Annotated in this window: 22 protein-coding genes; 8 read left to right on the top strand and 14 right to left on the bottom strand. The window is 64.5% G+C overall.

Annotated features, from left to right (window positions below):
- Positions 1–51 precede the first annotated feature (51 nt).
- Both waaF and rfaD read left to right on the top strand, forming a co-directional pair.
- The gene (gene waaF, locus J2X54_RS08970; RefSeq protein WP_310179917.1) at positions 52–1107 is read left to right on the top strand and encodes a lipopolysaccharide heptosyltransferase II; all 1056 of its coding nucleotides are present in this window, start codon (positions 52–54) and stop codon (positions 1105–1107) included.
- Between the two features lie 16 nt (positions 1108–1123).
- Positions 1124–2119: an ADP-glyceromanno-heptose 6-epimerase gene (gene rfaD, locus J2X54_RS08965; protein WP_310181149.1), complete on the top strand. Its 996-nt coding sequence runs from the start codon at positions 1124–1126 to the stop codon at positions 2117–2119.
- A 20-nt stretch (positions 2120–2139) separates the two neighbouring features.
- On the opposite strand, the gene J2X54_RS08960 is transcribed toward rfaD, so the two are convergent.
- Entirely contained in the window at positions 2140–2364 is a 225-nt protein-coding gene (locus tag J2X54_RS08960) for a hypothetical protein (protein ID WP_310179916.1), read from the bottom strand.
- Positions 2365–2590: 226 nt separating this feature from the next.
- Positions 2591–4711, bottom strand: a complete 2121-nt coding sequence (locus J2X54_RS08955; protein ID WP_310179914.1) for a TonB-dependent siderophore receptor — start codon at positions 4709–4711, stop codon at positions 2591–2593.
- Positions 4712–4877: 166 nt separating this feature from the next.
- Here J2X54_RS08955 and J2X54_RS08950 point away from each other — a divergent pair, with 166 nt between their 5' ends.
- Positions 4878–7082 carry an ATP-binding protein gene (locus tag J2X54_RS08950; RefSeq protein ID WP_310179912.1) on the top strand — a complete coding sequence of 735 codons (2205 nt, stop codon included), beginning with the start codon at positions 4878–4880 and terminating at the stop codon, positions 7080–7082.
- Here the strand turns inward: J2X54_RS08950 and J2X54_RS08945 are convergent.
- Genes J2X54_RS08945 through J2X54_RS08915 form a run of 7 tightly spaced genes read right to left on the bottom strand, consistent with a single transcriptional unit; the run spans position 7079 to position 13348 of the window.
- Positions 7079–7315 (bottom strand): hypothetical protein, encoded by a 237-nt coding sequence (locus tag J2X54_RS08945; protein ID WP_141749607.1) that lies wholly within the window; start codon positions 7313–7315, stop codon positions 7079–7081. The two genes, J2X54_RS08950 and J2X54_RS08945, sit on opposite strands and share 4 nt — an antisense overlap.
- On the bottom strand, positions 7302–9248 hold the full coding sequence (locus J2X54_RS08940; RefSeq protein ID WP_310179909.1) for a response regulator: 1947 nt from the start codon (positions 9246–9248) through the stop codon (positions 7302–7304). Before J2X54_RS08940 ends, J2X54_RS08945 begins: the two co-directional genes overlap by 14 nt.
- A gap of 37 nt (positions 9249–9285) precedes the next feature.
- Positions 9286–10650 (bottom strand): sensor histidine kinase, encoded by a 1365-nt coding sequence (locus J2X54_RS08935; protein WP_310179908.1) that lies wholly within the window; start codon positions 10648–10650, stop codon positions 9286–9288.
- Entirely contained in the window at positions 10650–11672 is a 1023-nt protein-coding gene (locus J2X54_RS08930) for a SpoIIE family protein phosphatase (RefSeq protein WP_310179907.1), read from the bottom strand. Before J2X54_RS08930 ends, J2X54_RS08935 begins: the two co-directional genes overlap by 1 nt.
- Entirely contained in the window at positions 11660–12130 is a 471-nt protein-coding gene (locus J2X54_RS08925) for an anti-sigma regulatory factor (protein ID WP_310179905.1), read from the bottom strand. Before J2X54_RS08925 ends, J2X54_RS08930 begins: the two co-directional genes overlap by 13 nt.
- Entirely contained in the window at positions 12127–12477 is a 351-nt protein-coding gene (locus J2X54_RS08920; protein WP_019920657.1) for an STAS domain-containing protein, read from the bottom strand. The genes J2X54_RS08925 and J2X54_RS08920 overlap by 4 nt, the downstream gene beginning before the upstream one ends.
- Before the next feature lie 7 nt (positions 12478–12484).
- Positions 12485–13348 (bottom strand): STAS domain-containing protein, encoded by an 864-nt coding sequence (locus J2X54_RS08915; RefSeq protein WP_310179904.1) that lies wholly within the window; start codon positions 13346–13348, stop codon positions 12485–12487.
- 299 nt (positions 13349–13647) lie between these two features.
- Between J2X54_RS08915 and J2X54_RS08910 the strand changes: the two genes are divergently transcribed.
- Genes J2X54_RS08910 through J2X54_RS08890 form a run of 5 tightly spaced genes read left to right on the top strand, consistent with a single transcriptional unit; the run spans position 13648 to position 18699 of the window.
- Positions 13648–14682: an ATP-grasp domain-containing protein gene (locus J2X54_RS08910; protein ID WP_310179903.1), complete on the top strand. Its 1035-nt coding sequence runs from the start codon at positions 13648–13650 to the stop codon at positions 14680–14682.
- On the top strand, positions 14682–15893 hold the full coding sequence (locus J2X54_RS08905) for a phosphoribosyltransferase domain-containing protein (RefSeq protein ID WP_310179902.1): 1212 nt from the start codon (positions 14682–14684) through the stop codon (positions 15891–15893). The genes J2X54_RS08910 and J2X54_RS08905 overlap by 1 nt, the downstream gene beginning before the upstream one ends.
- Complete coding sequence (locus tag J2X54_RS08900) at positions 15871–16635, top strand: hypothetical protein (RefSeq protein WP_310179901.1); 765 nt, start codon at positions 15871–15873, stop codon at positions 16633–16635. Before J2X54_RS08905 ends, J2X54_RS08900 begins: the two co-directional genes overlap by 23 nt.
- On the top strand, positions 16632–17786 hold the full coding sequence (locus tag J2X54_RS08895; RefSeq protein WP_310179900.1) for a cysteine protease StiP domain-containing protein: 1155 nt from the start codon (positions 16632–16634) through the stop codon (positions 17784–17786). Before J2X54_RS08900 ends, J2X54_RS08895 begins: the two co-directional genes overlap by 4 nt.
- On the top strand, positions 17779–18699 hold the full coding sequence (locus J2X54_RS08890) for an HpcH/HpaI aldolase/citrate lyase family protein (RefSeq protein ID WP_310179899.1): 921 nt from the start codon (positions 17779–17781) through the stop codon (positions 18697–18699). The genes J2X54_RS08895 and J2X54_RS08890 overlap by 8 nt, the downstream gene beginning before the upstream one ends.
- Here the strand turns inward: J2X54_RS08890 and J2X54_RS08885 are convergent.
- The 5 genes from J2X54_RS08885 to J2X54_RS08865 all read right to left on the bottom strand — a co-directional run bounded on the left by J2X54_RS08885 (position 18648) and on the right by J2X54_RS08865 (position 24240).
- Entirely contained in the window at positions 18648–18893 is a 246-nt protein-coding gene (locus J2X54_RS08885; protein ID WP_310179898.1) for a hypothetical protein, read from the bottom strand. The two genes, J2X54_RS08890 and J2X54_RS08885, sit on opposite strands and share 52 nt — an antisense overlap.
- A gap of 166 nt (positions 18894–19059) precedes the next feature.
- Positions 19060–19338, bottom strand: a complete 279-nt coding sequence (locus J2X54_RS08880) for a hypothetical protein (RefSeq protein ID WP_070250069.1) — start codon at positions 19336–19338, stop codon at positions 19060–19062.
- Positions 19339–19446: 108 nt separating this feature from the next.
- Positions 19447–20397 (bottom strand): polysaccharide deacetylase family protein, encoded by a 951-nt coding sequence (locus J2X54_RS08875; RefSeq protein ID WP_310179897.1) that lies wholly within the window; start codon positions 20395–20397, stop codon positions 19447–19449.
- A gap of 125 nt (positions 20398–20522) precedes the next feature.
- The gene (locus J2X54_RS08870; RefSeq protein WP_310179896.1) at positions 20523–23462 is read right to left on the bottom strand and encodes a TonB-dependent receptor; all 2940 of its coding nucleotides are present in this window, start codon (positions 23460–23462) and stop codon (positions 20523–20525) included.
- Positions 23463–23784: 322 nt separating this feature from the next.
- On the bottom strand, positions 23785–24240 hold the full coding sequence (locus tag J2X54_RS08865; RefSeq protein WP_310179895.1) for a hypothetical protein: 456 nt from the start codon (positions 24238–24240) through the stop codon (positions 23785–23787).
- Positions 24241–24400 lie beyond the last annotated feature (160 nt).

The following is a 24400-nucleotide window of genomic DNA, read 5'->3' as shown; positions in this document are numbered from 1 at the left end:
TCCGACAGGCTGCCAGGGCGTGGCCGCCGCTGGTCGGTCTCTCTGGAACTTATGGAAAAATCAATCGATACGCGTGCCGTGCGCACGCTGGTGATCTCGCCCAACTGGATCGGCGACGCCGTCATGGCGCAGCCGTTGTTGCGCGCCTTGAAGGACGCCAATCCGCAGCGCCGCATCGACGTGCTGGCCCCGGCCTGGGTGGCGCCCGTGTGGCGCGCCGCCGCCGAGGTAAGCGAGGTGCTGGAAACGCCGTTCAAGCACGGCAAGCTGCAATGGGCCGAACGCCGCGCCTACGCGCGGGTGCTGCGCGAACGCGGCTACGACGAAGCCTACATCCTGCCCAATACCCTGAAATTCGCGCTGATACCGTGGCTGGCGAAGATTCCGAAGCGGGTCGGCTACAAGGGCGAGATGCGCTACGGCCTGATCAACGTGATGCACCACGACGACCGCAAAAGCAAGCGGCCGATGCTGCCGTTTTACGCGGCGCTGGCCGGTCCGGTCTCGACCACGCCGCCGCAGAACGTGCCCTATCCCGAGCTGACCATCAGCGACGCCGACAAGGCCGCTGCGCTGGGCCGGGTGGGTATTGCGCCCGGCGCCACCATCGTGGCGTTCGCGCCGGGCGCCGAGTTCGGCCCGGCCAAGCGCTGGCCCAGCGGCTATTTCGCCGGCCTGGCGCGCCTGTTGCAGCAAGCGCGGCCCGATATCACGATTGTGCTGATGGGCTCGGCCAAGGATGCCGAGGTATGCGACGAGATCGTTGCCGCCGCCCCCGGCGTGCGCAGCCTGGCGGGCGTGACCTCGCTGGCCGACGCGCTGGCCATTATCGGCAGCGCGGCGGCGCTGGTGACCAACGATTCGGGCCTGATGCACATTGCCGCCGCGCTCAAGCGCCCGGTGGTGGCGTTGTACGGTCCGACCGATCCACGGCATACGCCGCCGTTGTCGGCGCTGGCCAAGATACTGTGGCTGCACCTCGAGTGCGCCCCCTGCCAGCAGCGCGTGTGTCCGCTCGGCCACCAGGCTTGCATGCAAAAGCTCACGGTGGACCTGGTGTGGACGCCGCTGCGCGCCATGCTGCCGGCCCGGCCGGCAGCCCTTTAATTTCAGAACAGGACACATCATGATTTTGGTAACCGGCGGTGCGGGTTTTATTGGTAGTAACATCGTTCATGCGCTGAGCCGGCGCGGCAGCGAGGCGATTTTTGTGGTCGATAACTTGAAGCGCCCGGAAAAATTTCTCAACGTGGTCGATGCCGAGGTGGTCGACTACATGGGCAAGGAAGAATTCATCGAGCGCCTCGAGCGCGGCGAATTTGCCGGCAAGTTCTCGGCCGTGTTCCACGAAGGCGCCTGCTCGGACACCATGGAAATGGACGGCGAGTACATGATGCGCAATAACTTCCGTTACAGCGTCTCGTTGTTCCACTTCTGCCAGAAGGAAAAGATCCCGTTCATTTACGCGTCGTCGGCGGCCGTGTATGGCGCCGAGGAAGGTTTTACCGAAGAGCGCTCGGGCGAGCGGCCGTTGAACGTGTACGGCTATTCGAAGTTCCTGTTTGACCAGTACGTGCGCAACTACTGGAAGGAGCATGGCGAGCGCGGCGCGCAAGTGGTGGGACTGCGCTACTTCAACGTGTATGGGCCGCGCGAATTCCACAAGGGGAATATGGCCTCGGTACCGCTGCACCAGTACCGCCAGTTCCTGGCCGATGGACAAGTCAAGCTGTTCGGCGAGTACGACGGCTACGCGGCCGGCACCCAGACCCGCGACTTCGTGTATATCGACGACGTGGTCAGTGTCAACCTGTTCTTCCTCGATCACCCGGACAAGAGCGGCATCTTCAACCTCGGCACCGGCCGTGCGCAGCCGTTCAACGATATCGCGGTGGCGGTGGTCAACAACCTGAAGCCTGAAGGCGGCGCCTTGACGCTGGACGCTATCGTCGAGCAGAAATTGCTGGAGTACGTGGCTTTCCCGGACAAGCTCAAGGGCAAATACCAGAGCTTCACCCAGGCCAACATCGCCAAGCTGCGCGCGATTGGTTACGACAAGCCGTTTTACGATGTGAGCGCGGGGGTGACGGCGTATATCGCGTGGTTGAAGGCAAACTAAGGGCCAGCGACAAATAAGCGCTATTGCAGGCCCAGCTTGCTGAGCAAGCCCGGCAGTATCTGCGCCAGGAAAATCGCGCCCACAGTCCACATGATGATCGTGCTTTTTGCGTCTGCGATGGACGTCCTGGTGCCGGCGATGGCCTCGACCAGGTCGGCCTTGGTGGCCACCGTGGCCTTGAGGATGCCAAGGTCGAGCTTGATCGCCGCCATCTCCGCTTCGAGTTTTGCAACGCGTTCTTCCATTTTGCGCCCCAGGCTGTGAATACTCTCCGCTGATTCTGGAAGCCTCTGCGCGAAACGTCAAGCGGCACACGTTGCAGACTGCAGGCTGCAGAAATGCTGCCTTGCTGGCGCCTCTTGCACGGCACGAACACGCGCCACGCCACCACACACGCGGTGCCGTTCAACGCGACTCCCGGCGGCGCCAACCCCAGCCACTGGTGCACGCACTGCAGCGCCTGTTTCATGATCAGAACGTGGTACGCGCCGTCAGCTGCACCGAGCGCGGGTCGGCCAGCAGCCAGCGTACGCCGGCGCTGCCCGACAGGGCGTAATCGCGGTCGGCCAGGTTCTTGACCGACAAGGTCACGCCCAGATTTGGCGACGCCGCCCACGCCAGCGTGGCGTCGAGCGCGGTGTAGCCTGGCAGGTTGGCGGTGTTGGCGGCATTTGCCTGGCGCGCGCCGACGTAACGCGCGCCGAGGGCGGCCTGCCAGCCGCGCACGAAGCGGTAACCGGTCCAGATATTGGCGGTGCGCTCCGGTACGCCGGTGGGGGTGTTGCCGCTGCGCGAGACCGGCACGCCTGCCACCATTTCGTTGAAGTCGTCGTAGCGGGCGCGTAGCGCGGCCAGGTTGGCGTCGATTGTCCAGCCGCGTATTGGCTCGGCGGCAAGCGCCAGTTCGATGCCGGTCGATGACTGCTGGCCGATCTGCAGCGCCACGGTCGGGTTGTCGGGGTCACGCGAGAGCAGCTTGTTTTTTTCGATCTTGTAGAGGGCCGCGCTCCACTCGCCCCGGATGGCGTTGATGCCGCCCTTGGCGCCGACCTCGAGTTGTTTGCCCCTGGTGAGATCGAAGCTGGGGCTGCCGTTGGGCAGGGCCAGCGCGCCGCTCAGCGGGTCGGTGGCGGTGCCGTACTGGGCGTACAGGCTGACGGCGGGCTCGACGTTCCACACCAGGCCGGCGCGGCCGGTCACCGGCGTGTAGTCCCTGGCCGCGCGCACGCCGCTGCGCAGTTCGTGGTTGTCCAGCGCCATGCGGTCGCGGCGAAGGCCGGCCACCAGTTTCCAGTGCGGCGCCAGGTCGAGCACATTCTCGGCGAAGACCGCGGTCGATGCCAGCTCGGCGCGGCGCAGCGCCAGGGTCTGGCTCGGGTTGGCGCCGGCAAAACTGCCGGGCACAAAATTGTAGGGATTGATCACCGAGCTGCCGGTGTACGGCGAATTATTGGTCAGGAACAGCCGGGTGCGATACCACTCCACTCCCGCGACGAAGCGGTTCTTCAGGCCGGCAAGCGTGCCATCGAGCGTGACGTCGAGGCGGTTGCCGACCTGCTGCTGGTCCTGCAGGATTTCCAGGTAGCTGTCGCGATCAAGCGCGGTGCCGGCCGGGTTGAGCGTATAGCTCTCGGTGTTGCGCCAGTGGCGCTTGCTGGTCAGGTAGTAGCTCTCGTTGCGCACTTGCACGCCCGGCGCTGCCTGGTAGGCCACTTTTACGCGCCACACGCGGTCGTTGTATTCGACCAGGGCGTCGTTGACATTGAAACTCAGGCGTTTCAGGCTGTCGTCCAGCTTGCCGTTGCGCAGCGGCGTGCCGAAGTAGCGGGCGTCGTTGTTGTGACCGGCATCGACCAGCACGGTCACTGCCAGGTTGTGGTTGGGACGTATGCTGACTGCGCCGGAGAGGTTCTGGCGCTGGTAACCGGAATCCGAACGGTAGCCATGGCTTTTCTGGGCGTCGGCGTACAGCGAATACGCCACCATGTCGTTGACCGGGCCGCGCACACCCACACCGCCGCGCACCGTGTTCCACGAGCCGGCGCTGGCGTATGCCTCACCTTCGAACCGGTCGAAACGGGGCTGTTTGGTCACGTAGTTGACCGCCGCGCCAATGGCGCCGTCACCGTACAGCACCGAGGCCGGGCCGCGCAGCACCTGCACCGATGCCAGTGGCCAGGTCGAGAACGGGTAGGTGATGGTGCCTACCGCTGCCACCAGCCGGGTGCCATCGACCATCTGCGCCACCGAATTGTGGCCGGCGAAGCCGCGCGCCGACAGGCTGGTGCCGCCGTTGCCGGGCGACGGCGCTTCGCTCACGCCCGGCATGCGCACGGCGGCGTCTTGCGCGCGCGTCAGCACGCGCTCGGCCATGTCCGCGGCGCTCATGCTGCTGACGCTGGCCGGGGTCTCGCGCGCGGTCAAGCCGAGGCGCGAGCCGGTGCCATTTTGCTCATCCAGGCCAAGGCCGCTGTTGGGCGCAAGGCGGCTTTCGACCACTTCCACAGTGGCAAGGGTCGGATGATGAGCGCGGGCAGTGGCGCACAAGGTGAGGCTGGCGGCGGCCAGCGCGGTAAGTGTCAGGTGGTTCATGTGTGATTGTGGCGATGAGGGAGGCGCAGTTTACGATAGCGGCAACATTGAGTCATTCGAAAGATTTTCACTGAGGCGTGAAAAATTTTCATGCAATCGCTTTCCCTGCCGGTTCTGTTGCGGCGATGGCACTCGCAGGGCGCCTGTCGGGGGCTATAATCCTGCGATGACCCCACCCGATTTCTTCGCCCGCAACGCCGATGCACCCGTGACCCTGGACAACTGCGCCGACGAGCCGATCCACATCCCCGGCAGCATCCAGCCGCACGGCGCGATCCTGGTATTTGGCAGCGCGGCGCAACTGGTGTCGTGGAGCGTGAATGCGCCCGCGCTGTTGCAGTGGCCTGCGCCGCCGGTGCTGCTCGCTGCGGTGGACGAGCTCGGCCTCGTCGACGCCGTGGTGGAAAAAATCCGCGCCTGCCTGCAGGAGCTGGAAGACGGCGAAGCCCCGGCCTCGATGCTGGAAACCATGATCGGCGCGCAGGACTTCGATTGCATCGTGCATGGCCACGAAGGCCTGGTGATTGTCGAATACGAATGCCGCGAGCGCGAAGCCGCCAGCGTGGCCACCTTTGCGCTCAAGGCGCACACTGCCATCGAGCGGCTCAAGCGGCAAAAATCGGTGGCGGCACTGCTCGCCTCGGCGGTCGATCAAGTCCGCCAGATCACCGGCTTCGACCGCGTGATGGCCTATCGCTTCCGCCAGGATGACAGCGGCGAAGTGGTGGCCGAAGCGCGCCTCGATACCCTCGATCCCTACCTGGGCCGGCGCTACCCGGCCAGCGACATCCCGGCCCAGGCCCGTCGCCTGTACGTGATCAACACCCTGCGCATGATCGGCGACATGGACTACACACCGGTGCCCATGGCCGGCCGCGCCGGCGCCGCGCCGCTCGACATGAGTTATTGCGTGCTGCGCAGCGTCTCGCCGATCCATGTCGAATACTTGCGCAACATGGGCGTGCAGGCGTCGATGAGCATTTCCATCGTCATCAGCGGCAAGCTGTGGGGCATGATCGCCTGCCACCACATGGCGCCGCGCCGGGTGCCGTACGCCATTCGCATGGCGTGCGACGTGATGGCGCAGGTGCTGGCGGCGTCGGTACAGTCGCTGGAAACGCGCGAGCGCGCCGCCCTCACCGAACGCGCGGCAGAAGTGCGCACGCGGGTCATGCAATCGCTGCTGCATGTCGATGACGTGGCCGCCGGCCTGACCGCCTGTGCCGCCGAGATTTGCAATTCGCTGGGGGCCGGCGCGCTGGTGGTCATGCATGGCGGCCGCGTGGTCGTGCACGGCCCGGTACCGGCCGACGTGGCGGCGGCGGCGGTGGCGTCGATGCAGTCCGAAGACACCGACGTGGTGGAGCGGTCGGCGCGGCGCGACTGGCCGGCAGCGCTGCAGCAGGGCTGCGGCAAGTGGGTGGGCCTGCTGGGCCTGCGCTACGACGCCGCGGCCAACGGCTGGCTGCTGGCGCTGCGCGAAGAGCAGGTGGAACTGGTGCGCTGGGGCGGCAAGCCCGACAAGGAAATCGCCCACGGTCCGCTGGGCCCGCGCCTGACGCCGCGCGGCTCGTTTGCCGAGTGGCGCGAAACCGTGGTTGACCAGGCCGAACCGTGGGAACCCACGCGCCTGCTGATCGCGCGCCAGCTGTTGGCCGAGATGCACCGCGCGTCCATCACCCGCCACGAGCAGAACGACCGCGCCCGCGCCCAGCTGTTCGCCATCCTCGGCCACGACCTGCGCAACCCGCTGCAATCGATCAGCATGGCAGCCACGGTGCTGGAACTGGGCGGCTCCAAGGAAACTGCCGGGCGACGCATCAAGGCTTCGAGCGGGCGCATGGAACGGCTGATATCGCAGGTGCTCGACATGAGCATGATCAATGGCGGCATGCGCCTGGGCGGCGCGGTGGCGGCGGCCGACCTGGCGCCCATCCTGGCCGACCTGGCCGACGAATTCCGCAGCGCCAAGCCGAATATCGTGCTCAACATCGAGAGCCCGCCGCAGGTGCTGGCGACGATGGACGCCGACCGCTTGGCCCAGGCGGTAAGCAACCTGATCAGCAACGCCTACCACCACGGCAAGATCGGCGAGCCGATCGACGTGCGCCTGGTGCAGAACGAGGCTGGCGTAACGCTGGACGTGCTCAATGTTGGCGATGAAATTGCCGAGGAGACCGCGCGCACGCTGTACAACCCGTTCAAGCGGCTGTCGGCCAACAACGCGCGCAACAAGGGCGGCATGGGCCTGGGCCTGTACATTGCGCGCCAGATCATGCTAGAACACGGCGGCACCATCGACTACACGTACCAGGCGCCACACGTGCGGTTTACGCTGCATTTGCCGGTGGCGCCAGCCACTTCAGACTAGTTCACCTGCCCCAGTCCCGTCATCAGCCACTTCAGATCGCAATCGGGATCGTCGCGGTAGCGCAGGTAGAAGCGTTCGGCCCATTCCTGGTCGAGCGCAGTGTCCCATTTCTCGAAGCTGGCAATCGGGTATTCCTCGCTGAACAGCAACAGCAAATCGGTGTGGGCCTCGCGTTCGCTGGTGGCCAGGCCACGGTACACGCAGAAGCGGGTCAGTAAATCACTTTTTCTCATGTTCTTGAACCTGTGACGGCCGCAGACTGCGCTCGAGCTCGTCGAAATTGGCTGGTTTGACCAGGTGGAAGTCGAAGCCGGCATCGCGGGTTTTCTGGCGGTCCTGGTCGGAGCCATAGCCGGTGTGGGCGATCAGCCGGGTGCTGGCGAACAGTGGGTCGTCGCGCAACATGCGCGCCAGCGCGTAGCCGTCCACCTTGGGCATGCCGATGTCGAGGATGATGGTGTCGGGCAGGTAGTCGCGGGCCACGGCCAGCGCCCGTTCGGCGTCGTGCGCCAGCATCACTTCGTGACCGAGTACGCCCAGCAGTTCGCCCATCACCTCGGATGAATCGACATTGTCGTCCACCAGCAGCAGGCGGCGCATGCCAGGCTTGCGTACCACTGCGGCGCCTGCAGCAGGCGCTGGCGCTGGCGCGTCGGTCAGCGCTGCCTCGTCGTCCAGCAGCGGCAAGATCAGCTCGAAGCTGCTGCCGCGATCGATGCCGGGACTGCTGGCATGCACGCTGCCGCCGTGCATATGCGCCAGCGTGGACACCAGCGACAGGCCGATGCCCAGGCCGTCGTGGATGCGGTCGTGGGCAGCCGCGCCTTGCGCAAACATATTGAAGATGCGCGGCAGGTTGTACGAGGTGATGCCGATGCCGTTGTCGTGCACGCCGATCGACACGCGGCTGTCGGGCAGGCGCGTGATCTGCAACCGTACTTCGCCGCCGCGGTTGGTAAATTTGGCGGCGTTGTGCAGCAGGTTGCCGATCGCCTGCGCCAGCCGCACCGGGTCGCCGTTGATGAACAGCGGCGTGGACGGTACATCCACGTGCAGCGTGTGCTCGCGCGATTCGAGCATCGGCTGCGCGGTTTCCAGCGCCGAGTCCACGATCGCGTGCAGCTCGGTGCGCTGCAGCTGCAAGGTCAGCTTGCCTTGCGAAATGCGCGCCACGTCCAGCAGGTCGTCCACCAGGCGCGACAGGTGCGCCACCTGGCGCACGATAATCTGGCGGGCCTTCTGGTGCAGCGCCACGTCGGCCGGCGCCACCTCGCCCATCAGCGCCACCGCGTTGCGGATCGGGCTCAGCGGATTACGCAGCTCGTGCGCCAGCGTGGCGAGAAAATCATTCTTGTTGTCGTCGGCCGCGTGCAGGCGGTCTTCCATGTCGCGGCGCTGGGTGATGTCGCTGGTGATGCGGGCCAGGCGGTACGGTACATCGGCGGCGTCGCGCACCAGGAAGGCGCGGTCGCGCACCCAGCGCACGCCGGCGCCACTGCCGACCTCCGGAATCGTCAGGCGGTATTCTTCGTCGAACGGTTCGCCGGCGCCGGCCAGTTGCCAGCGCGCGGCCACCGCTGCGCGGTCGTCGGCGTGGATGGCGTCGAGCCAGTCGCCGGGTGCGCGTTCGAGCAATTGCGCGGGACGCTGCCACATGGTGGCATAGGCATTGCTCACATACAGCAATTCGCTGCCGTCCAGGCTGAACATCCAGAACACGTCTTCGATATTGTCGGTGAGCTGGCGGAAGCGTTCTTCGCTGTTGCGCAGGTCGGCTTGCACGCGTTGCAGGCGCAGCAGGGCGTTGACGTTGGCGACCAGTTCGTCCGCTTCGATGGGGGCAGCCAGGTAGTTGTCGGCGCCGCCTTCCAGGCCGCGAATCTTGTCGTCGCGGCCGGTCAGTGCGGCCGAGGTTTGCAGGACCAGGATGGTGCAGGTGGCCGGGTCGGACTTGATCAGGCGGCAGACTTCGATGCCGTTGATGTCGGGCAGCTTGACGTCGAGCAGCACCAGGGCCGGCAGCAGGCGGCGCGCCATGGTCAGCGCATCGGTGCCGTTGGCCGCTTCCGCCACCGTGAAGCCGGCGCCTTGCAGGATGCGGGTCTTGACGTAGCGGGCGCCGTCGTTGTCGTCGACGTTGAGGATCAGGATGTCACTATTGCTCATATTGCTCACGGAGCGGTCTTTCACAGGAGTGGACATGCTAGGCGACCGGCGCAGTTGCAGGCGCAGAGCGGGGCAGGTGCAGGAAGAAAGTCGAACCCTTGCCGCTGGCGCTTTCCACCTCGACCGACCCGCCCAGCAGCGTGGCCAGCTTGCGGCACAATGGCAAACCGAGCCCGGTGCCCTTGACCTGGCGCTGCAGCGGATGTTCGATCTGGGAAAACTCCTCGAAGATCAGCAGCAGGTTGTCGGGGCTGATGCCGATGCCGGTGTCGCTGACTGCAAAGGTAACATGCTCGGGGCTGCCGCTGTCGCGCAGCTCGACGCAAATCTGGCCCTGTTCGGTGAACTTGAGCGCATTCGAGATGAAGTTGCGCAGGATCTGCGCCACCATGCCTTCGTCCGACAGCAGCAGCGGGCCGGGCGGCGGCATCACGAACACCAGTTCCACGTGCTCGTGGTGGGCCAGCGGGCGCAACATGCCCTTCAGGGCGGAAAACAGGTTGGCGACGTCGATCGGCGCCACTGTCAGTTCCACCTTGCCAGCCTCGATCTTGGCCAGGTCGAGCAAATCATTCACCAGTTCCGACAGGTCGCTGGCGGCCGTCGCGATGAACTGCACTTGCCGTTCCTGCTCCACCGTCAGCTCGCCGTCCATGCGGTCGAGCAGCAGTTTCGACAACGCCCGGATCGAACTGAGCGGCGTGCGCAGCTCGTGGCTGGTGTTGGACAGGAAGCGCGATTTCATTTCGTCGGCCTTGCGCAGGCGCTCGGCTTTTTCTTCCACCTCGGCGTACAGCGCGACCACGCCGCGATTGGTGTCTTCCAGTTCGTGGGTGAGCGAGATCAGGTCTTCCTGGCGGTCGCGCAGTTCGGCCAGCGCAGTCGCCAGTTCGCGGTTTTGCTGTTGCATTTCCGCTACCGTGTTTTGCACCGGGCTGGCGGCCAGCTCGCTGCCCAGTTGCAGCAGGCGGTCGCGGTCGATGTGCTGGCGCTGGCTCAGCGCCTTGAGCATGACCACGTGCAAGCCGTGTTCGGGCGCGCCTTGCACGCTGCACTCGTCCATCAGGCGGTGCGCGGTGGCCACCGCGTTATTGAGTTGCGATTGCGGCGATTCGCCCTCGACGCCGGAGATCGCTTCCAGTGCGCGCACCGGGTCGCCATCGGCGCGGATGGTCACCACCAGTTGCTGCTGGGCGCCCGTCGATTCGAGTGCGAACACGGCCCGGCCACGGGCCAGCCGCGCATAGGCGCAGCGCGCCACTTCGGAGACCGCCGTGGCAATGCGCACCTGGTCTTGTGCGCCAAAGCCGAGCAGGGACGAGATCTGGCGCGCGCGCTGGCGTACCGCGACCACGTCCGGTTCGCTGTCGATGCCCACTTGCAGGATGCGCACTTGCGGCATTATGCAGGCTCCGGCACGCGGTAGACCAGCACGCTGGCGTCGTCGCGCGGACGGGCATAGTCGCGCAGCAGCACGGCCGCCACCACCGACGGGTCGCAGCCGGCCAGCCCAGGGTACTGGTCCAGGTCCCACTGGGTGCCGATGCCGTCGGTGGCCAGGATCACCAGCGCGCCAGGCGCGCAGTTCACCGTGAACTCCTGCACCTTGCGCATATTGTGGCCGACGATGCCGTTGTACGACGCCAGCTGGCGCCGTCCGGCAGCGTCGATCACGCAGGCGCTGATATTGCCGATGCCGGTGAAGTGCAACTGGCCGGCGGCCGGGTCGAGCAGGCCCAGCGCCAGCGCCGCGCCCCGCGTATTGCGCAGCGCCTCGTGGCAGACCTGGACCTGTTCGGCCGGGCGCAGGCCCGGTTGCAGCGCGAGCGTGGCAATCGCGGCAGCGGCGGCCTTGGCCGCTTCGGGGCCGTGGCCCAGGCCATCGACCATCAGCAGGGCCGTGTGCTGGCGCAGGTTGACCACGGCCCAGGCGTCGCCGTTGGCGGTTTCGCCGGCCAGCGGCAGCGAGATGCCGCCGCTGGCCAGGTGCAGCTCGGGGGACGGCGTGCGCCACAGGCGCATGAAGAACACCGCGCCCTTGTCGCGCGGCGCATAGACGTCGAACTGGTCGGACAGGCGGTGCAGGGCGCCCAGGCCGGTGCCGGAGGTGCCGGCGCTGGAATTGCCGTCGCGTAGCGCCTGCGCCATGTTGCCGATGCCGGGACCGGCGTCGTAGGCCAGCACGTCGATGCCGTCCATCTCGCCGGCATGCACGGCGGAGAGCACGATAACGCCGTCGCCGGCGTGTTTCAGAATGTTGGTAGCCGCCTCGGTAATGAGCAAGGCCAGCTGGCCGGCCCGTACATCGTCAAAGCGGCCCGTGTCGGCCAGGCGCTGGCCGGCGCGGCGGGCGGCAGCGATGTCGCTGGCGTGGGTAATGGTGATCCAGGTGGAACTCTCGACCGATTGATTTATTTTTTCCATTTAACAATGGCTACTGCCGTACCTTCTCCGCTGCGGGAATCTATGTCGAACTCGTCGACGAGGCGCTTGGCCCCGCCCAGTCCCAGTCCCATGCCGCCGCCGCTGGTAAAACCATCGCGCAGCGCCTGGGGGATATCCGCAATGCCGGGTCCGTCGTCGGCAAACACCAGCCGCAACCCCTGGCGCAAGCCGCTGTCGAGCCTTTGTGCCTGCACCATGCCGCCGCCGCCATACTTGATGGTGTTGCGCGCCAGCTCGCTGGCGGCTGTGACCAGCTTGGTCTGGTCCACCAGGCTCAGCTTGAGATCGAGCGCCTGCTCGCGCACCAGCTTGCGCACACCCACCACGTGCTCGTCGGTACGCACCGGCAAGGTAATGGTGCTGGACACGCGGGCACCGGGCTCGGTCAGCAGGGGCGAAGCGAAGCGCACCGCATCATCGGCGCCAGGCGCGTTCATCGTTTGCCGAGCATGACCATGCCCTTTTCAACGTTGAGCGCGGTTTTCACGCCGGGCAGGGTCAGGCCCAGTTCGACCAGCGTGATGGCCACCGCCGGCTGCATGCCGACCAACACCGTCTGGGCGTCGAGCACGCGCGCCATGGCAGCGGTATTGCTGATCATGCGGCCGATGAAGGAATCGACCAGGTCCAGCGACGAAATGTCGATCAGCACGCCCTTGGCGCGGTCGCTGACGATGCGCTCGGTCAGGTCGTCCTGCAGGGTCATGGCCAGGCGGTCGTGCATATCGACCTGGATCGATACCAGCAGCAGGTCGCCGATGCGCAGGATGGGGATGCGTTCCATGCTGGCCTCAGGCGGCGATACGGGTCACGCGCGCGCCCACGCGGGCCAGCGCCACTTCGAAGGCGTCGGCCAGGGTGGCCTTGGTCATCACGTCTTCCAGGTTCACGCCAAGGTGGACGATGGTCTGGGCGATCTGCGGACGGATGCCGGAAATGATGCAGTCGGCGCCCATCAGGCGCGCGGCGGCAATGGTTTTTAGCAAGTGCTGCGCCACCAGGGTGTCCACGGTCGGTACGCCGGTGATGTCGATGATGGCGATGGCGGCGCCGGTTTCGACGATTTTTTCCAGCAGGCTTTCCATCACCACCTGGGTGCGGGCGCTGTCGAGCGTGCCGATCAGTGGCAGGGCCAGCACATCCTGCCACAGCTTGACGACCGGCGTGGACAGCTCCAGCAGCTCCTGCTGCTGGCGCACGATGATCTGGTCGCGGCTCTTCTGGAATACTTCCACGGTGTACAGGCCCAGCTGATCGAGCAGGGTGGTGGAACCCCACAGCGCGTCGGCCAGCACGGCCGGTTCGGCGCCCAGCGCTTCGCGCAGCGCGGTAAACAGCGACTGCTTCAGCGAGAACACGAAGGTGGCGGTTTCGCTCGGGGTGGAGCCTTGCTTGGCGCGCTGGCTGGAGATCTCGGCCAGCAGGTTGCGCACTTCGTCCCAGGCGCGGCCTTCGATATTGTCGGTGCCGCCGTTTACGGTGGCTTCCGGCAGCAGGCCCAGCAACTGGGTGCAATGGCGGCGCAACTGTTCGGCCACGGCAGCGTCCTTGCGGAAGGAAAGACTGTTCAGATGGCCGATCCATGCCTCGAGGATCTGTTGTTCGTGTTCTTGTATCACGGCGCCAAGGCGGCGTGCGGTGTCGTTCGAGCTCATCGATTCCCCAGTGAGATTGATTATTTCCTGTGAGTATAACAATTGATCTAAATCCATGAATTGATCAATCGTGTGCAACCTCAAAGCTTAGCCACTTTTCAACCTTTCGCCTAGGGCCTGGAATGGGGTAATGATGTGATTTGGAAAATAAATCCTCCCCGTGCAAATTCGCGCGGTTTGTCTCCGGAACGTCAAACAAGACTGATAAGATTAAGTTTCCCTTAATTTCAAACCGGATACTGTTGGCGCGGCCGCAACTTGCCGTATGGGAGTCGACATTACATATAACAGGAGTGCAAGTGGTCAGTGATTCAGTGCAGCGCGTATGGTTCAATCGTGCCTTTTCGTCGGTCTATACCGCAATCAGCCTGATCCGCGAGGCGGACCGGGAACAGCGTTATCACCTGATCTACTCGCACGTGGCGCCCGCCACCGCCGGCCAGGTCGCGCACCAGTTCGAACTCGAACCCGCCGGCCTCAAGGGCGATGAATACGTCGCATGGTGCCTGGACTTCTGCCGCCAGCATGCGGTCAATATCTTTGTCACCGGCAAGGAAGCGCGCCTGATCATGGCTGCCAACGACAGCTTCGCCGAGATCGGTGTGCGGGTGCACGCGGCCGCTTCAGCCGATAACCTGCAACTGCTGCACGACAAGGCGCGTTTCTATGCCACGGTCGCGTGCCCGCAGGCGCCGCCACCGCAAGCGATCGCGGTTCACACGCTGGCCGAGTTCGACGCCGCCTGGACCGAGCTGCGTGGCCGCTACAACAAGCTGTGCATCAAGCCGTCGCAATCGATCTACGGCCTGGGCTTTGCCCTGATCGACGAACAGCGCAGCTGCGCCGAACTGCTGATCGCCGGCGTGCAGTACACCATCGGCCTGGCCGACCTGCGCGCCGGGCTGGCGCTGCTGCCCGAGTTCCGCACCATGCTGGTGATGGAATACCTGGAAGGGCGCGAGTACAGTGTCGATTGCGTGGGCGACAACGGCAAGCTGATCGTGGCCGTGCCGCGCAAGAAGCCGCAATCGTCGGCCGCCACCGGGCAGCGCGTCGACATGCACGCCGATATTTTGGCCGCGTGCGCCACGCTGACTGAAAATTATGGCCTGAACGGCTGCTTCAACGTGCAGTTCCGCGAAACCGGCGGGCAGCCGCGCCTGCTGGAAATCAATCCGCGCATGTCCGGCGGCATCAGCATGGCGTGCGCGGCCGGGCCCAACCTGCCGTACATCGCGCTGGCCGGTTTCGACCGCGGATTCGAGCATGTCGAGATCGCGCCGGTGCGCAATGGCGCGCGCGTGACCGAAGTCTCGATCGCCATGGCGCTGTAATGGAGCGGCTGGCTGAAACCCTGGCGGTCGCGTTTGCCGGCCAGGCCACCGAGCGCGTGGTGGACCTGCCAACCGGCAAGCTCACCGTCACTGTCACTGCGCACGCTGGCGCGTATCCCCTCGATGCCCTGGTGGGCTTTGCCGCCCGCGCCAACGCCAAGCGCGGCTTCCTGTTCGTGAGCAAGGTGCTGGGCAAGCACTGGCCGGTGCGGCCAAGCGCCATGCGCGCCTTGCACCATTCATTGGCGCGAGGCTTGCCCCTGGCCCTGCCGGGGCCGGTGCTATTCATCGCCATGGCGGAGACCGCCGTCGGGCTGGGGCAGGGCGTGTTCGAGGCCTGGCTGGAACAGGATGTCGGCCGCGAAGCGCTGTTCCTGCACACCACGCGCTACCGCGTGGGCGACGGACCGCTGATCGAATTCGAGGAAGCGCACAGCCACGCGCCGCGCCAGTTCCTGCACATGCCGCAGGATGCGGCGCTGGCCGAAAAATTTGCCCAGGCCCGTTCCATCGTGCTGGTCGATGACGAGGCCAGTACCGGCAACACCTTCGTCAACCTGGCGGCGGCTTGCCGCGCGGTGGCGCCCGCCATCGAGCACGTGCACCTGGTGACGATCACCAATTTCATGGGCGAAGCGGGTACGGCCAAATTGCTGGGCCGCTTCGGCGTGCCGGTCACGCACAGCGCCGCACTGGAGGGCGCGTACACGTTCGAGGCCGGCCAGCTCGACAGTGGCGCCGCGCCGGCCCAGCGTTACGACGCCAGCGCCGACCGTGGCGCCAGCGCAGGGTTCGGCCGGCTGGCGGTGGACCACGCGCTGGCGTTGCCGCCCGGTCTGGCGGCCGGCCTGGTGCACCAGGTGCAGCCGGGCCAGCGCGTGCTGGTGCTCGGCACCGGCGAGTTCATGCACCCGGCTTACCTGCTGGGCCGCGCGCTCGAAGACCAGGGCGCCGACGTGGTGGTGCAATCGACCACCCGTTCGCCGATCCTGGTGTGGGGCACGGTGGCCAGTGCAGTCACCTTCCCCGACAACTACGGCGAAGGCGTGGCCAACTTCATCTATAACGTCGCGCCGGGCCAGTACGACCACGTGCTGGTCTGCCACGAAACGCCGCCTACGGCCGCACTGTACGAGCTGGCCGATCAACTGGGCGCGCGCCTGTTCCATTTCAAGTCGGAGAAGCTGGTTGAAGAAATTCCTGTTCGTTGACCTGGACGATACCTTGTTCAGTACCCTGGGCAAATGCGCCAGCCAGTCTGACCTGCATCCGGCCGCCTATTATTCGGACCGGTCGGTGTGCTCCTACACGACTGCGCGCCAGCGCGCCTTCTTGTCGCTGATGGACCCGGCCACCACGCTGATCCCGGCCACCGCGCGCCACCTCGATGCGTTCGGCCGCGTCGATCTGCCCTTCAATAGCTACAAGATCCTCAATTTCGGCGGCCTGATCCTCGGCCCCGACAACGAGCCCGACCCGGCCTGGATGGCGCAGATGCGCGCCGACATGACCACCGCACTGCCGGGCCTGAGCGATGCGGCGGCCGTGATCAACGCGTACTGTGACGAGCAGGGCCTGGCCTCGCGCGCGCGCGTGGTGGAAGACGGCGGCTTGCCGTTTTATACCTTGATCAAGGACGTGGACAAGCTGGCCGCACGGCTGGCGCCGATCGAGCACGAGGCGCTGGCGCCGTGGCTTGCCGGCCAGGGTAGTGGCCTGGGCTGCGGCTTCTACGTGCATCGCAACGGCAACAACCTGGCCGTTCTGCCGCGCACGCTCGACAAGGCGGTGGCGGTGGAGTACGTCACGCGCCTGCTGCGCGCCGAGCATGGCGAGATCATGACCATGGGCATGGGCGACAGCAAGTCCGACGCCCGCTTCATGGCGGCCTGCGATTACGCCATCATCCCCAGTAATACCCAGTTGGCGGCATTGACGGTGGCGGCGTTATGACCATCGTTCCATTCTCCGGCAGCTATGCCGCCGACGACGTGCAGTTCCTGCTGCGCCAGCTGCCGGCGCAGCAGTTCACCAGCGTGGCCGACAAGGAAGCGCTGATCCAGTCCGGCCGCAAGCATTACAGCGAAATGCTCTCGCCCGAGTCGCTGCCGTCGCAGCGCTACCTGCAGGTGTTCGACGACGCCTGTGCGGCCAACCTGGCGCAGATGGCGCGCGATTGCCTGGTATTGACCGGCATGATTGCGGCCCGTCGCACCGGTGACGTGACCGTGGTGTCCTTGGCGCGGGCCGGCACGCCCGTGGGCGTGATCGTCAAGCGCCTGCTGGCGCAACGGTTCGGGCGCGCCGCAGTGCATTATTCGGTATCGATCGCACGAGACCGCGGCATCGACGCGGTGGCGCTGCGCCATATCGTGCAGCACCACGCGCCCGAGTCCATCGTGTTCATCGACGGCTGGACCGGCAAGGGCGTGATCTCGCGCGAACTGGCGCAGTCGGTGGCGGCGTTCGATCTTGCGCATGGCACCGCCATCGACAGCGGCCTGTACGTGCTGTCGGACCTGGCCGGTTCGGCCGCCTGCGCTGCCAGCGAGGCCGACTACCTGATCCCGTCGAGCATCTTGAACGCCACCGTCTCCGGGCTGGTGAGCCGCACCGTGGTGGGCGCGCCGGACCAATTGCACGGCTGCGTCTATTATGAACAGTTCGCGCCGCACGACCGCTCGCGCAGCTTTGTCGATGCGGCGACCGCCGCTGCGCTGGCATTGATCGATGCAGCACCGCCGGCCGCGACACTGGCGTTGACCGTCGCCCTGCTGCCGGCGGCAACCCAGGGGCGGCCCGTCGTCATTCCGCCGGTCGCAGCGCTGGACCGGGCAGCGGCAGCGGCTATGTCAACCGCTTGCCTGGCGCGCCTGCAACAGGAATATGACGTTGCCGACGTCAACCTGATCAAGCCGGGCATCGGCGAAGCCACGCGGGTGCTGCTGCGCCGGGTGCCGCGCCTGCTGCTGGTGCGCGATCCGGGCGCCGCCGACGTACGCCACCTGACCCTGCTGGCACAGGAAAAAAATGTGCCGGTCATTATCGACCAATCGCTGCCTTACCAGGCAGTATCGCTTATCAGGAGTGCACTCGATGGCTAACTGGACGGTGAACAAGCCGATGGGCGCATCGCTGTATGTGCCGACCACCCACAAGGATTTGCTGGAAATTGCCAATGGCGTCAAGTTGCCCAAGCTGCGCTCGGTGATCTTTTGCACCGAAGACGCGGTGGCCGACAGGGAATTAAGCTACGCGCTGTTCAATCTGTCGATGATGCTGGAAAACATGGACCCGGTGGGCGTGCTCGACCGTTTCGTGCGGGTGCGCAATCCCGAAGTGCTCGAGCGCGTGCTGGCGATGAAGGGCGTGGAACATTTGACCGGCTTCGTGATCCCGAAAGCCACGCGCGAGAATTTCGATGCCTACTTCAAGCTGGTGCGCCAGACCGGGCACCTGCTGATGCCCACGCTGGAGACGGCCGAGGTGTTCGACGAGCGCGAGATGATCGCCTTCCGCGACCTGTTGCGTGCGCCTGGCGTGGTGGGAAGAATCCTGGCGCTGCGCATCGGCGGCAACGATTTGCTGGCGCTGCTGGGCATCCGCCGGCCGCGCAACATGACGATCTACCGCACTCCGCTCGGCTCGGTGATCGCGCGCCTGGTGACCACGTTTGCGCCGTACGGTTTCCGCCTGACGGCGCCGGTGTTCGAACACCTGGACCAGGATGCCTTGCTCGATATGGAAGTGCAGGAAGACCTGGCGCACGGCCTGGTAGGCAAGACCGCGATACACCCTTACCAGCTGTCGCTGATCGAAATGCACTACCGGGTACAGCCGACCGACGTGGCGGCCGCGGAGAAGATCATGGAAGAGGACAGTCCGGCGGTATTCAAGATGGGCAACTCGATGTGCGAAGTGGCTACGCATCGCGCGTGGGCGCAAGCGGTAATCCAGCAGGCCAATCATTTTGGGACGTATCCGGATAACAGCATGGCGCCGAACTCGGATGGATGATGTGGAGTGTGCGTTGATATGCTGATGCTGATGCTGATGCTGATGCTGATGCCGATGCCGATGCCGATGCCGTTGCCGATGCTGATGCCGATGTAGATTTTGATGCCGATGCCGATGCCGATGCCGATGCCGCGTGCGGTGAGGGCGGGGCAACGCGCGGTGCTGACCGTAACCGTTAGCCCAAAAGCCGTCATCCCCGCGCAGGCGGGGATCCATGGAACGGTTGATCTGTGGTAAAGATCAATTGACCGTTGAGCGAACCTGGGGTTCTATGGATCCCCGCCTTCGCGGGGATGACGGATCATGCGCTGACGACTAACCGTGCGGCAGCATGCCACTAACCATAGTGCGGCCGACCGCTTAACGCGCTGGTGGCGGCGCTGCCGGGTCTGGCGTGGTGCCGCCCGGTGGCGTGGTGCCGCCTGCCGGTGGGGTTGCCATGCCGTCAGCCGGCGGCGTGGTCGCTGGCGGTGGCATGGTCGTGTCTGCTGGCGGCGAGCCGGTCGGCGCCGTGTTGGCCGGTGGTGCTACAACTTCAGGTGCTGGCGGATCGACTTCCTGCTTCTTGCAACCGGTAACAGCGGCGGCGGTCAGGATCAAGGCGAAGACGAACTTGGCTGGTGCGTGATGCTGTTTCATGTTGAGCTCCTTGTGGTGACAAACAAGCTACATCGTAAGCATTCCTCAGTCCGTGCGCTATCGGCGCGCTTGCGGCCTCCTTGTAGGACTAGTCAGCGGTCGGTTGTATCACTTCTTTCCTGATGGAACAGGCTCCTGGTGCTCCCGTTCGCGGCATACGGTATCAGGATCGATGCGGCTGGCCACTGGCGCCGCCTCACCGAGCCGGATGCCCCGGCGCCGCGCCGTACGCTCGATCACGGTGCCGCCTGCGGGCTCGGCATATGCTGGATCGGACTGGGCTTTTTCCAGCGAGACGTAGCGGGCGCCAGCCCGGTCCAGCCGTTGCAGCACGTCGGGGAGGGTCACTGCGCTCCAGCCGCCCAGGTGGGTCAGCAGCACTTGCGCAATCACGCGGCCATACACGCGCTGCGAGTGGGCCTGCATCCTGGCGATACCGGCATCGACCGCCGCCAGGTACTGGTTCTTCATCGCGGATATGGTGGCCTCATCGCCGCTGGCCACGCAGCGTGCATAGGCATCGGTATAGGCCCAGTCATCGAACGAGATGCTGACATCGGCCACGCGGTAGCCGCGTGCGCGCAGGTAGGCCAGCGCTGCCGGCCAGCGTTCGCCGCCGCCGTCGAGGAATGGTAACCGCAGGTAGCGCCAGTCGGCGCCCTGCATGCGCTGCGCCACGGCCGCTTCGCCGGCTTCGACGTCGGCCTGCCAGGCCGCCAGCGACGGCGCCGTCGACAGGCCGAGGTGGGTGGCGGTGTGGTTGCCCAGCGGGTGGCCGGCGGCGCGCCAGGCGTCGAGCACCTTGGCCTCGTCGGCAGCATCGGCCCCGGCCAATTTGCCGGCGTTGACAAACCCGAACGCTTCGGTCACGCCGTGCTGTTGAAAGGTATGCAGGGTCGATTCGGCGATGCCCAGGCGCGTCACGCCGGGCGGCAGTTGGCCGTGGGCGGGCAGGTCGTCAACCGTGACAGCAACTTCGAAGCCCTGGGCGCAGGCCGCGCCGGCACAGAGCAGGGCGGCAAGCAGGGCGGAAACTGCGGTGGCGCGGGTAGGTGTCATGAGGGGTAATCGGAAGTCGGTGATGCTGCATCCTAATCGAAGCGCCATGCCGGTGTGGAAAAAAATGCCGCCCGGTCTTGCGACGGGCGGCATAGTCAGGCTGATCGAGCGCCTGTGGCGTCAGCTTAGAACTCGTATGCTGCCGTGAAGCGGACCTTGCGGGCGCCCTGGTACGAGACCGGGCGCATATAGGTGGCGCTGACGGAACCCACTGCAGCAGCTTCTGCCTGCTCGTCGATCGCGGTGGTGGTGCGTTCGTTGAACAGGTTCAGTACGTCGACCTGGAAGCTCAGGCCTTTCTGCCACTTGGGCTGATAAGTTGCCTGCACGCCCACCTCGGTAGTCCAGGCCAGGCGGCCTTGCGAGCCGCGAGGTTTCAGCACGCCGTTGCAATAGAACGACGACGAGCCGTAGTCGACCGAGACTTCATCGAGGGTGCCGTTGTACACGCCCAGGCAGTTTTTCGGACGGCCCGACTGCACAACGATATTGCTGCCTACGCGCCACTCGTCGGCCAGCTGGTAGGCGCCGAAGATCTTGAAGGTGTGACGGCGATCGTTGGGCAGGTAGCCGTTCGATCCTTCCATCAGGCCCGGGAAGTCCCAGTCCTGGCTGATGCCGGCGTCATCCTGGCCGATGTCGGACTTGACGTAGCCTTCGGTATTGCCCTTGCTAAAGGCCATGACGTACGAACCCTGCAGCGACCATTTGCCGTCCCATGGACGCTCGAAGGTCAGTTCAAGGGCCTTGAAGGTCCGTTCAGGTTTCGGGAAACCCAGCGCCGAAGAAGGGATGACCACGCGGGTAAAGCCCTTGCCATCGTCGAAATCGACGTTCGCGGTCAGGTCGCCACCCGGGTTGTACAGGAAGCAGTGGTCGACGGTGCTGCCGATGGTCGCCGCCTGGCCGGCGCTGTAGCCGTTGGCTGCGGCCCACTGTTCCGCGCCGGGACCGTTACACATATCGTCCATCACGCGTTTCAGCTTGCGATAGGTGAGCTTGCCGCCGACGACCCAACGGTTGGCCAGCGCTCGCTGGATACCGACGATGTACTCGTCCTGGTACATGGGCTTGATGTTCGGGTCCACGACCGAACGTGGATCGCCGGCGGTGCCGTCGCCGGAGACGACGGTGTTGCCAAGCTTGGCGCCCATGGCTGGCAGGCCGAGGCGGTCGTTGGCAAAGCTGCCGTTGAAAGCGTACACGTCGGTGTAGTCGGTTTCGGCACCGGCCAGACGCACGTTGGTGTTCGACATCACCGGAATGTAGTAACGACCGGCGTTGGCGAAGACCTTGGTCTCGGCATTGCCGCTGACGTCCCAGGTCAACCCCAGGCGCGGGGCCCAGGTATTCTTGACTTCGATGAAGGTTGCGCCACTGGCATTCTTGTTGGTAAACGATTCGTTACGCACGCCGAGCGAGGCGACGACGTTCTTCGTCACTTGCCAGTTGTCTTCGATGTAGTAGGCCGAATTTTCAGTTTCAAACGCACCGCCGTTAATGAAGCGACGTACGGTCACGATGTCCTGCGAGGCGCCGGTGTTGTTGGTGTAGCCGCCAGCCAGGGTGCCGCCTGAGGCCAGCGTGGTGACGCGATAGTTGTCGGCGCCAGGATAGAAGGTGCCGTTCACCACTTTGTATTTCTCGTTGTCCATGCCGAAACGCAGGCCATGGTCGCCGATGGTCCACTCGGCGTCGAGGCGGAATGCCTTGCGCTCATCGTTGGCATTCGGATCGTCAATCGAGGTCGTGGTGGCGCAGCCATACTGGAGCACTGGCGAAACACGGCGATCGGTAATGTAGGGGCAGTCGGCAGTCGAAATGTTGGATTTGCGGTTGTAGCGACCCACGCCGTAGATACCGGACACGGTGAAGTTATCGGTCAGCCACGAGGTGTACTTGGCGATATAGTTCTCGCCGCCCGTCGTGTAATCGTCATGGCCCTTGAAGTCGCCCTTCTGTTCGCCGTACTGGTTGGGCGACTTCCAGGTATCGACCTTGTCCTTGGCCTTGTCGCTGAAGGCGGTCAATTCCAAAGTATTGCTGTCGTTGATGTTCCAGTCGGCTTTGAGCAGGTATTTCGGTGACTTGGATGTGGTCACATCCTGCTGCGACGAATCGTAGGTTTTGCGTTCGATATCGGCACCCTGCACCAGTCCGAAGATGAACAGCTTGTCCTTGATGACTGGGCCGCCCAACCAGACGTTGGCCTGCAGGTCGTCGGTGCCGCCGGCACGCTTGGCGTTGTGCCATTTGCCGTCGGTGCCCTTGACTGGATACAGCGCCGAGCCTTCCAGCGATTCGGGCGAGTACATGACGTTGACGCCACCCTTCCATTCGTTGGTACCGCGTTTGGTGGTCACCGACAACACGCCGCCCAGCGATCGGCCGTATTCGGGACCGTACCCGCCGGTTTTTACCTCTTGCGTGCCGATGGCGTCAAACGGCACCTGGTTGAATGCTACGCCGTTGAGGGAATTGGTGACGTTGAAGCCGTTGATGTAATACACGTTTTCCGCCGGCGAGGCTCCGCCGAGCGAAGGCACGTTACCAGCGCGTAGCGCGGTCTGGCCGATCCGGCTGTCGCCACGGGTCGCGCCCGGCGCCAGCAGGGCAACTGCGGTGACGTCACGGGCGACAGGAATGCGGTCGATCGCTGCCTTGCTCAGGACGGTGCTCGATTCCGGCGATTTGAAATCGATACGCGAGACGAGTGAGCCGGAAACGGTGACCGAGGCCACTTCGTTGAAATTGGCCGTAGAGCCCTGGCCCGCGTTGACGACCACTGCTTCGGTTTGCTCAGTACCGTTTGGCAGTGTCGCCTTCACCGTGTAAGCGCCCGTTGGCAACTGGGACAACTGGAAGATGCCATCTTTGCCAACGGTGACGGAACGGCTGGCGCCGATCGCAGGGTTGGAGGCAACAATGACCGTTCCACTCACGGCTTTGCCCGACACGCTACCCGTGGTCGATTGCGCGTAAGCAGTGTTCACTGCGGCAGTGGATACTACCGAGGCCATAAAGGCAACCGACAACGCATGGGCCACTACAGTTTTTTTCAACATCTGATTCCCTTTGGTTAAGCTCTTCAGTCGAGAGCCTTTATTTTGACAACCGCGTTTTGCCGACGCGAACCACTCATGTAAATTGTTGCGAAAAATAAATCATTGCAACAAGGTACTGATGAGTTCATCAAAACATAGCCAGGGAATCAGTGTCAATTAACCCGAATAAAAGTCTGAAAAATACAACGTTACCAAAATAAGATGCACCATGTTGGCCGTGGAATGCATCATTTATGGGCGTATTTGGCGGTCTTCGGCGAAGAATGCACTGGTATGATGCGTGCCGCCAAGGCGCCCAAAAGTAAGGACAAACGTCCGGAAATCAGGAACCTTTGCTGGCGCCACCATCGATGGCAGCGAGAATCACGTGTTCGGCGGCCTGGTAGATATTCGGGTCGCGCAGGATGTCGTACTGGAACGCGCCGCCCGGCGTGGCCATCAGATTGCCGTCGCAATACACGCGGGCGTTCCAGTCGGCGCCATGGCCCACGCTGTAGGTGCCGAGATAGCTGATGGCGCGGCCGTCGCGCTTGCGGGTAAACGAGCCCTTGATGGGCCACTGGTCGAGCCAGTACGACGCCATTTCCGCCGCATAGCGGTTGGCGCCGTCGGCACTGCCGAATTCGGCCTGCGGATACGCTTGTTCGTAGACGACGTCGCCATCGGACGAGCCGCCGCGGTAGATGCGGAAACAGGCGTAATAACCGTTGTCCGCCGTGCGTTTGGGCGTGCAGACGATGTAGTGGCCTGCGTATGCGTAACTATGTGATTGCGCCATATGACCTCGCTTTGATGAACTTGTTTGGCGCATCGCACCAAACCGCCCGTAACCGTGCTTGGGCGATGTTTATAGAGCAAGAATAGCACAGGATTTTGCGATAAGTCAGTTCAAGCGTGCGCCGTGGCGAATAAATTATTGCGACGCAGCATGGCGCCGG

It is taken from the genome of Duganella sp. 3397 (assembly GCF_031456625.1).
GTDB classification, from domain to species: domain Bacteria; phylum Pseudomonadota; class Gammaproteobacteria; order Burkholderiales; family Burkholderiaceae_D; genus Rugamonas; species Rugamonas phyllosphaerae.
Note: the sequence above shows the minus strand (reverse complement) of the source record. Positions and strands in the feature narration are given on the sequence as shown.

Excerpts from the sequence above, each read along its gene's own strand:
- waaF (WP_310179917.1), top strand. The coding sequence starts at position 52 with ATGGAAAAATCAATCGATACGCGTGCCGTGCGCACGCTGGTGATCTCG.
- J2X54_RS08960 (WP_310179916.1), bottom strand. The coding sequence starts at position 2,364 with ATGGAAGAACGCGTTGCAAAACTCGAAGCGGAGATGGCGGCGATCAAG.
- J2X54_RS08955 (WP_310179914.1), bottom strand. The coding sequence starts at position 4,711 with ATGAACCACCTGACACTTACCGCGCTGGCCGCCGCCAGCCTCACCTTG.
- J2X54_RS08950 (WP_310179912.1), top strand. The coding sequence starts at position 4,878 with ATGACCCCACCCGATTTCTTCGCCCGCAACGCCGATGCACCCGTGACC.
- J2X54_RS08945 (WP_141749607.1), bottom strand. The coding sequence starts at position 7,315 with ATGAGAAAAAGTGATTTACTGACCCGCTTCTGCGTGTACCGTGGCCTG.
- J2X54_RS08940 (WP_310179909.1), bottom strand. The coding sequence starts at position 9,248 with ATGAGCAATAGTGACATCCTGATCCTCAACGTCGACGACAACGACGGC.
- J2X54_RS08935 (WP_310179908.1), bottom strand. The coding sequence starts at position 10,650 with ATGCCGCAAGTGCGCATCCTGCAAGTGGGCATCGACAGCGAACCGGAC.
- J2X54_RS08930 (WP_310179907.1), bottom strand. The coding sequence starts at position 11,672 with ATGGAAAAAATAAATCAATCGGTCGAGAGTTCCACCTGGATCACCATT.
- J2X54_RS08925 (WP_310179905.1), bottom strand. The coding sequence starts at position 12,130 with ATGAACGCGCCTGGCGCCGATGATGCGGTGCGCTTCGCTTCGCCCCTG.
- J2X54_RS08920 (WP_019920657.1), bottom strand. The coding sequence starts at position 12,477 with ATGGAACGCATCCCCATCCTGCGCATCGGCGACCTGCTGCTGGTATCG.
- J2X54_RS08915 (WP_310179904.1), bottom strand. The coding sequence starts at position 13,348 with ATGAGCTCGAACGACACCGCACGCCGCCTTGGCGCCGTGATACAAGAA.
- J2X54_RS08905 (WP_310179902.1), top strand. The coding sequence starts at position 14,682 with ATGGAGCGGCTGGCTGAAACCCTGGCGGTCGCGTTTGCCGGCCAGGCC.
- J2X54_RS08895 (WP_310179900.1), top strand. The coding sequence starts at position 16,632 with ATGACCATCGTTCCATTCTCCGGCAGCTATGCCGCCGACGACGTGCAG.
- J2X54_RS08890 (WP_310179899.1), top strand. The coding sequence starts at position 17,779 with ATGGCTAACTGGACGGTGAACAAGCCGATGGGCGCATCGCTGTATGTG.
- J2X54_RS08885 (WP_310179898.1), bottom strand. The coding sequence starts at position 18,893 with ATGACGGCTTTTGGGCTAACGGTTACGGTCAGCACCGCGCGTTGCCCC.
- J2X54_RS08880 (WP_070250069.1), bottom strand. The coding sequence starts at position 19,338 with ATGAAACAGCATCACGCACCAGCCAAGTTCGTCTTCGCCTTGATCCTG.
- J2X54_RS08875 (WP_310179897.1), bottom strand. The coding sequence starts at position 20,397 with ATGACACCTACCCGCGCCACCGCAGTTTCCGCCCTGCTTGCCGCCCTG.
- J2X54_RS08870 (WP_310179896.1), bottom strand. The coding sequence starts at position 23,462 with ATGTTGAAAAAAACTGTAGTGGCCCATGCGTTGTCGGTTGCCTTTATG.
- J2X54_RS08865 (WP_310179895.1), bottom strand. The coding sequence starts at position 24,240 with ATGGCGCAATCACATAGTTACGCATACGCAGGCCACTACATCGTCTGC.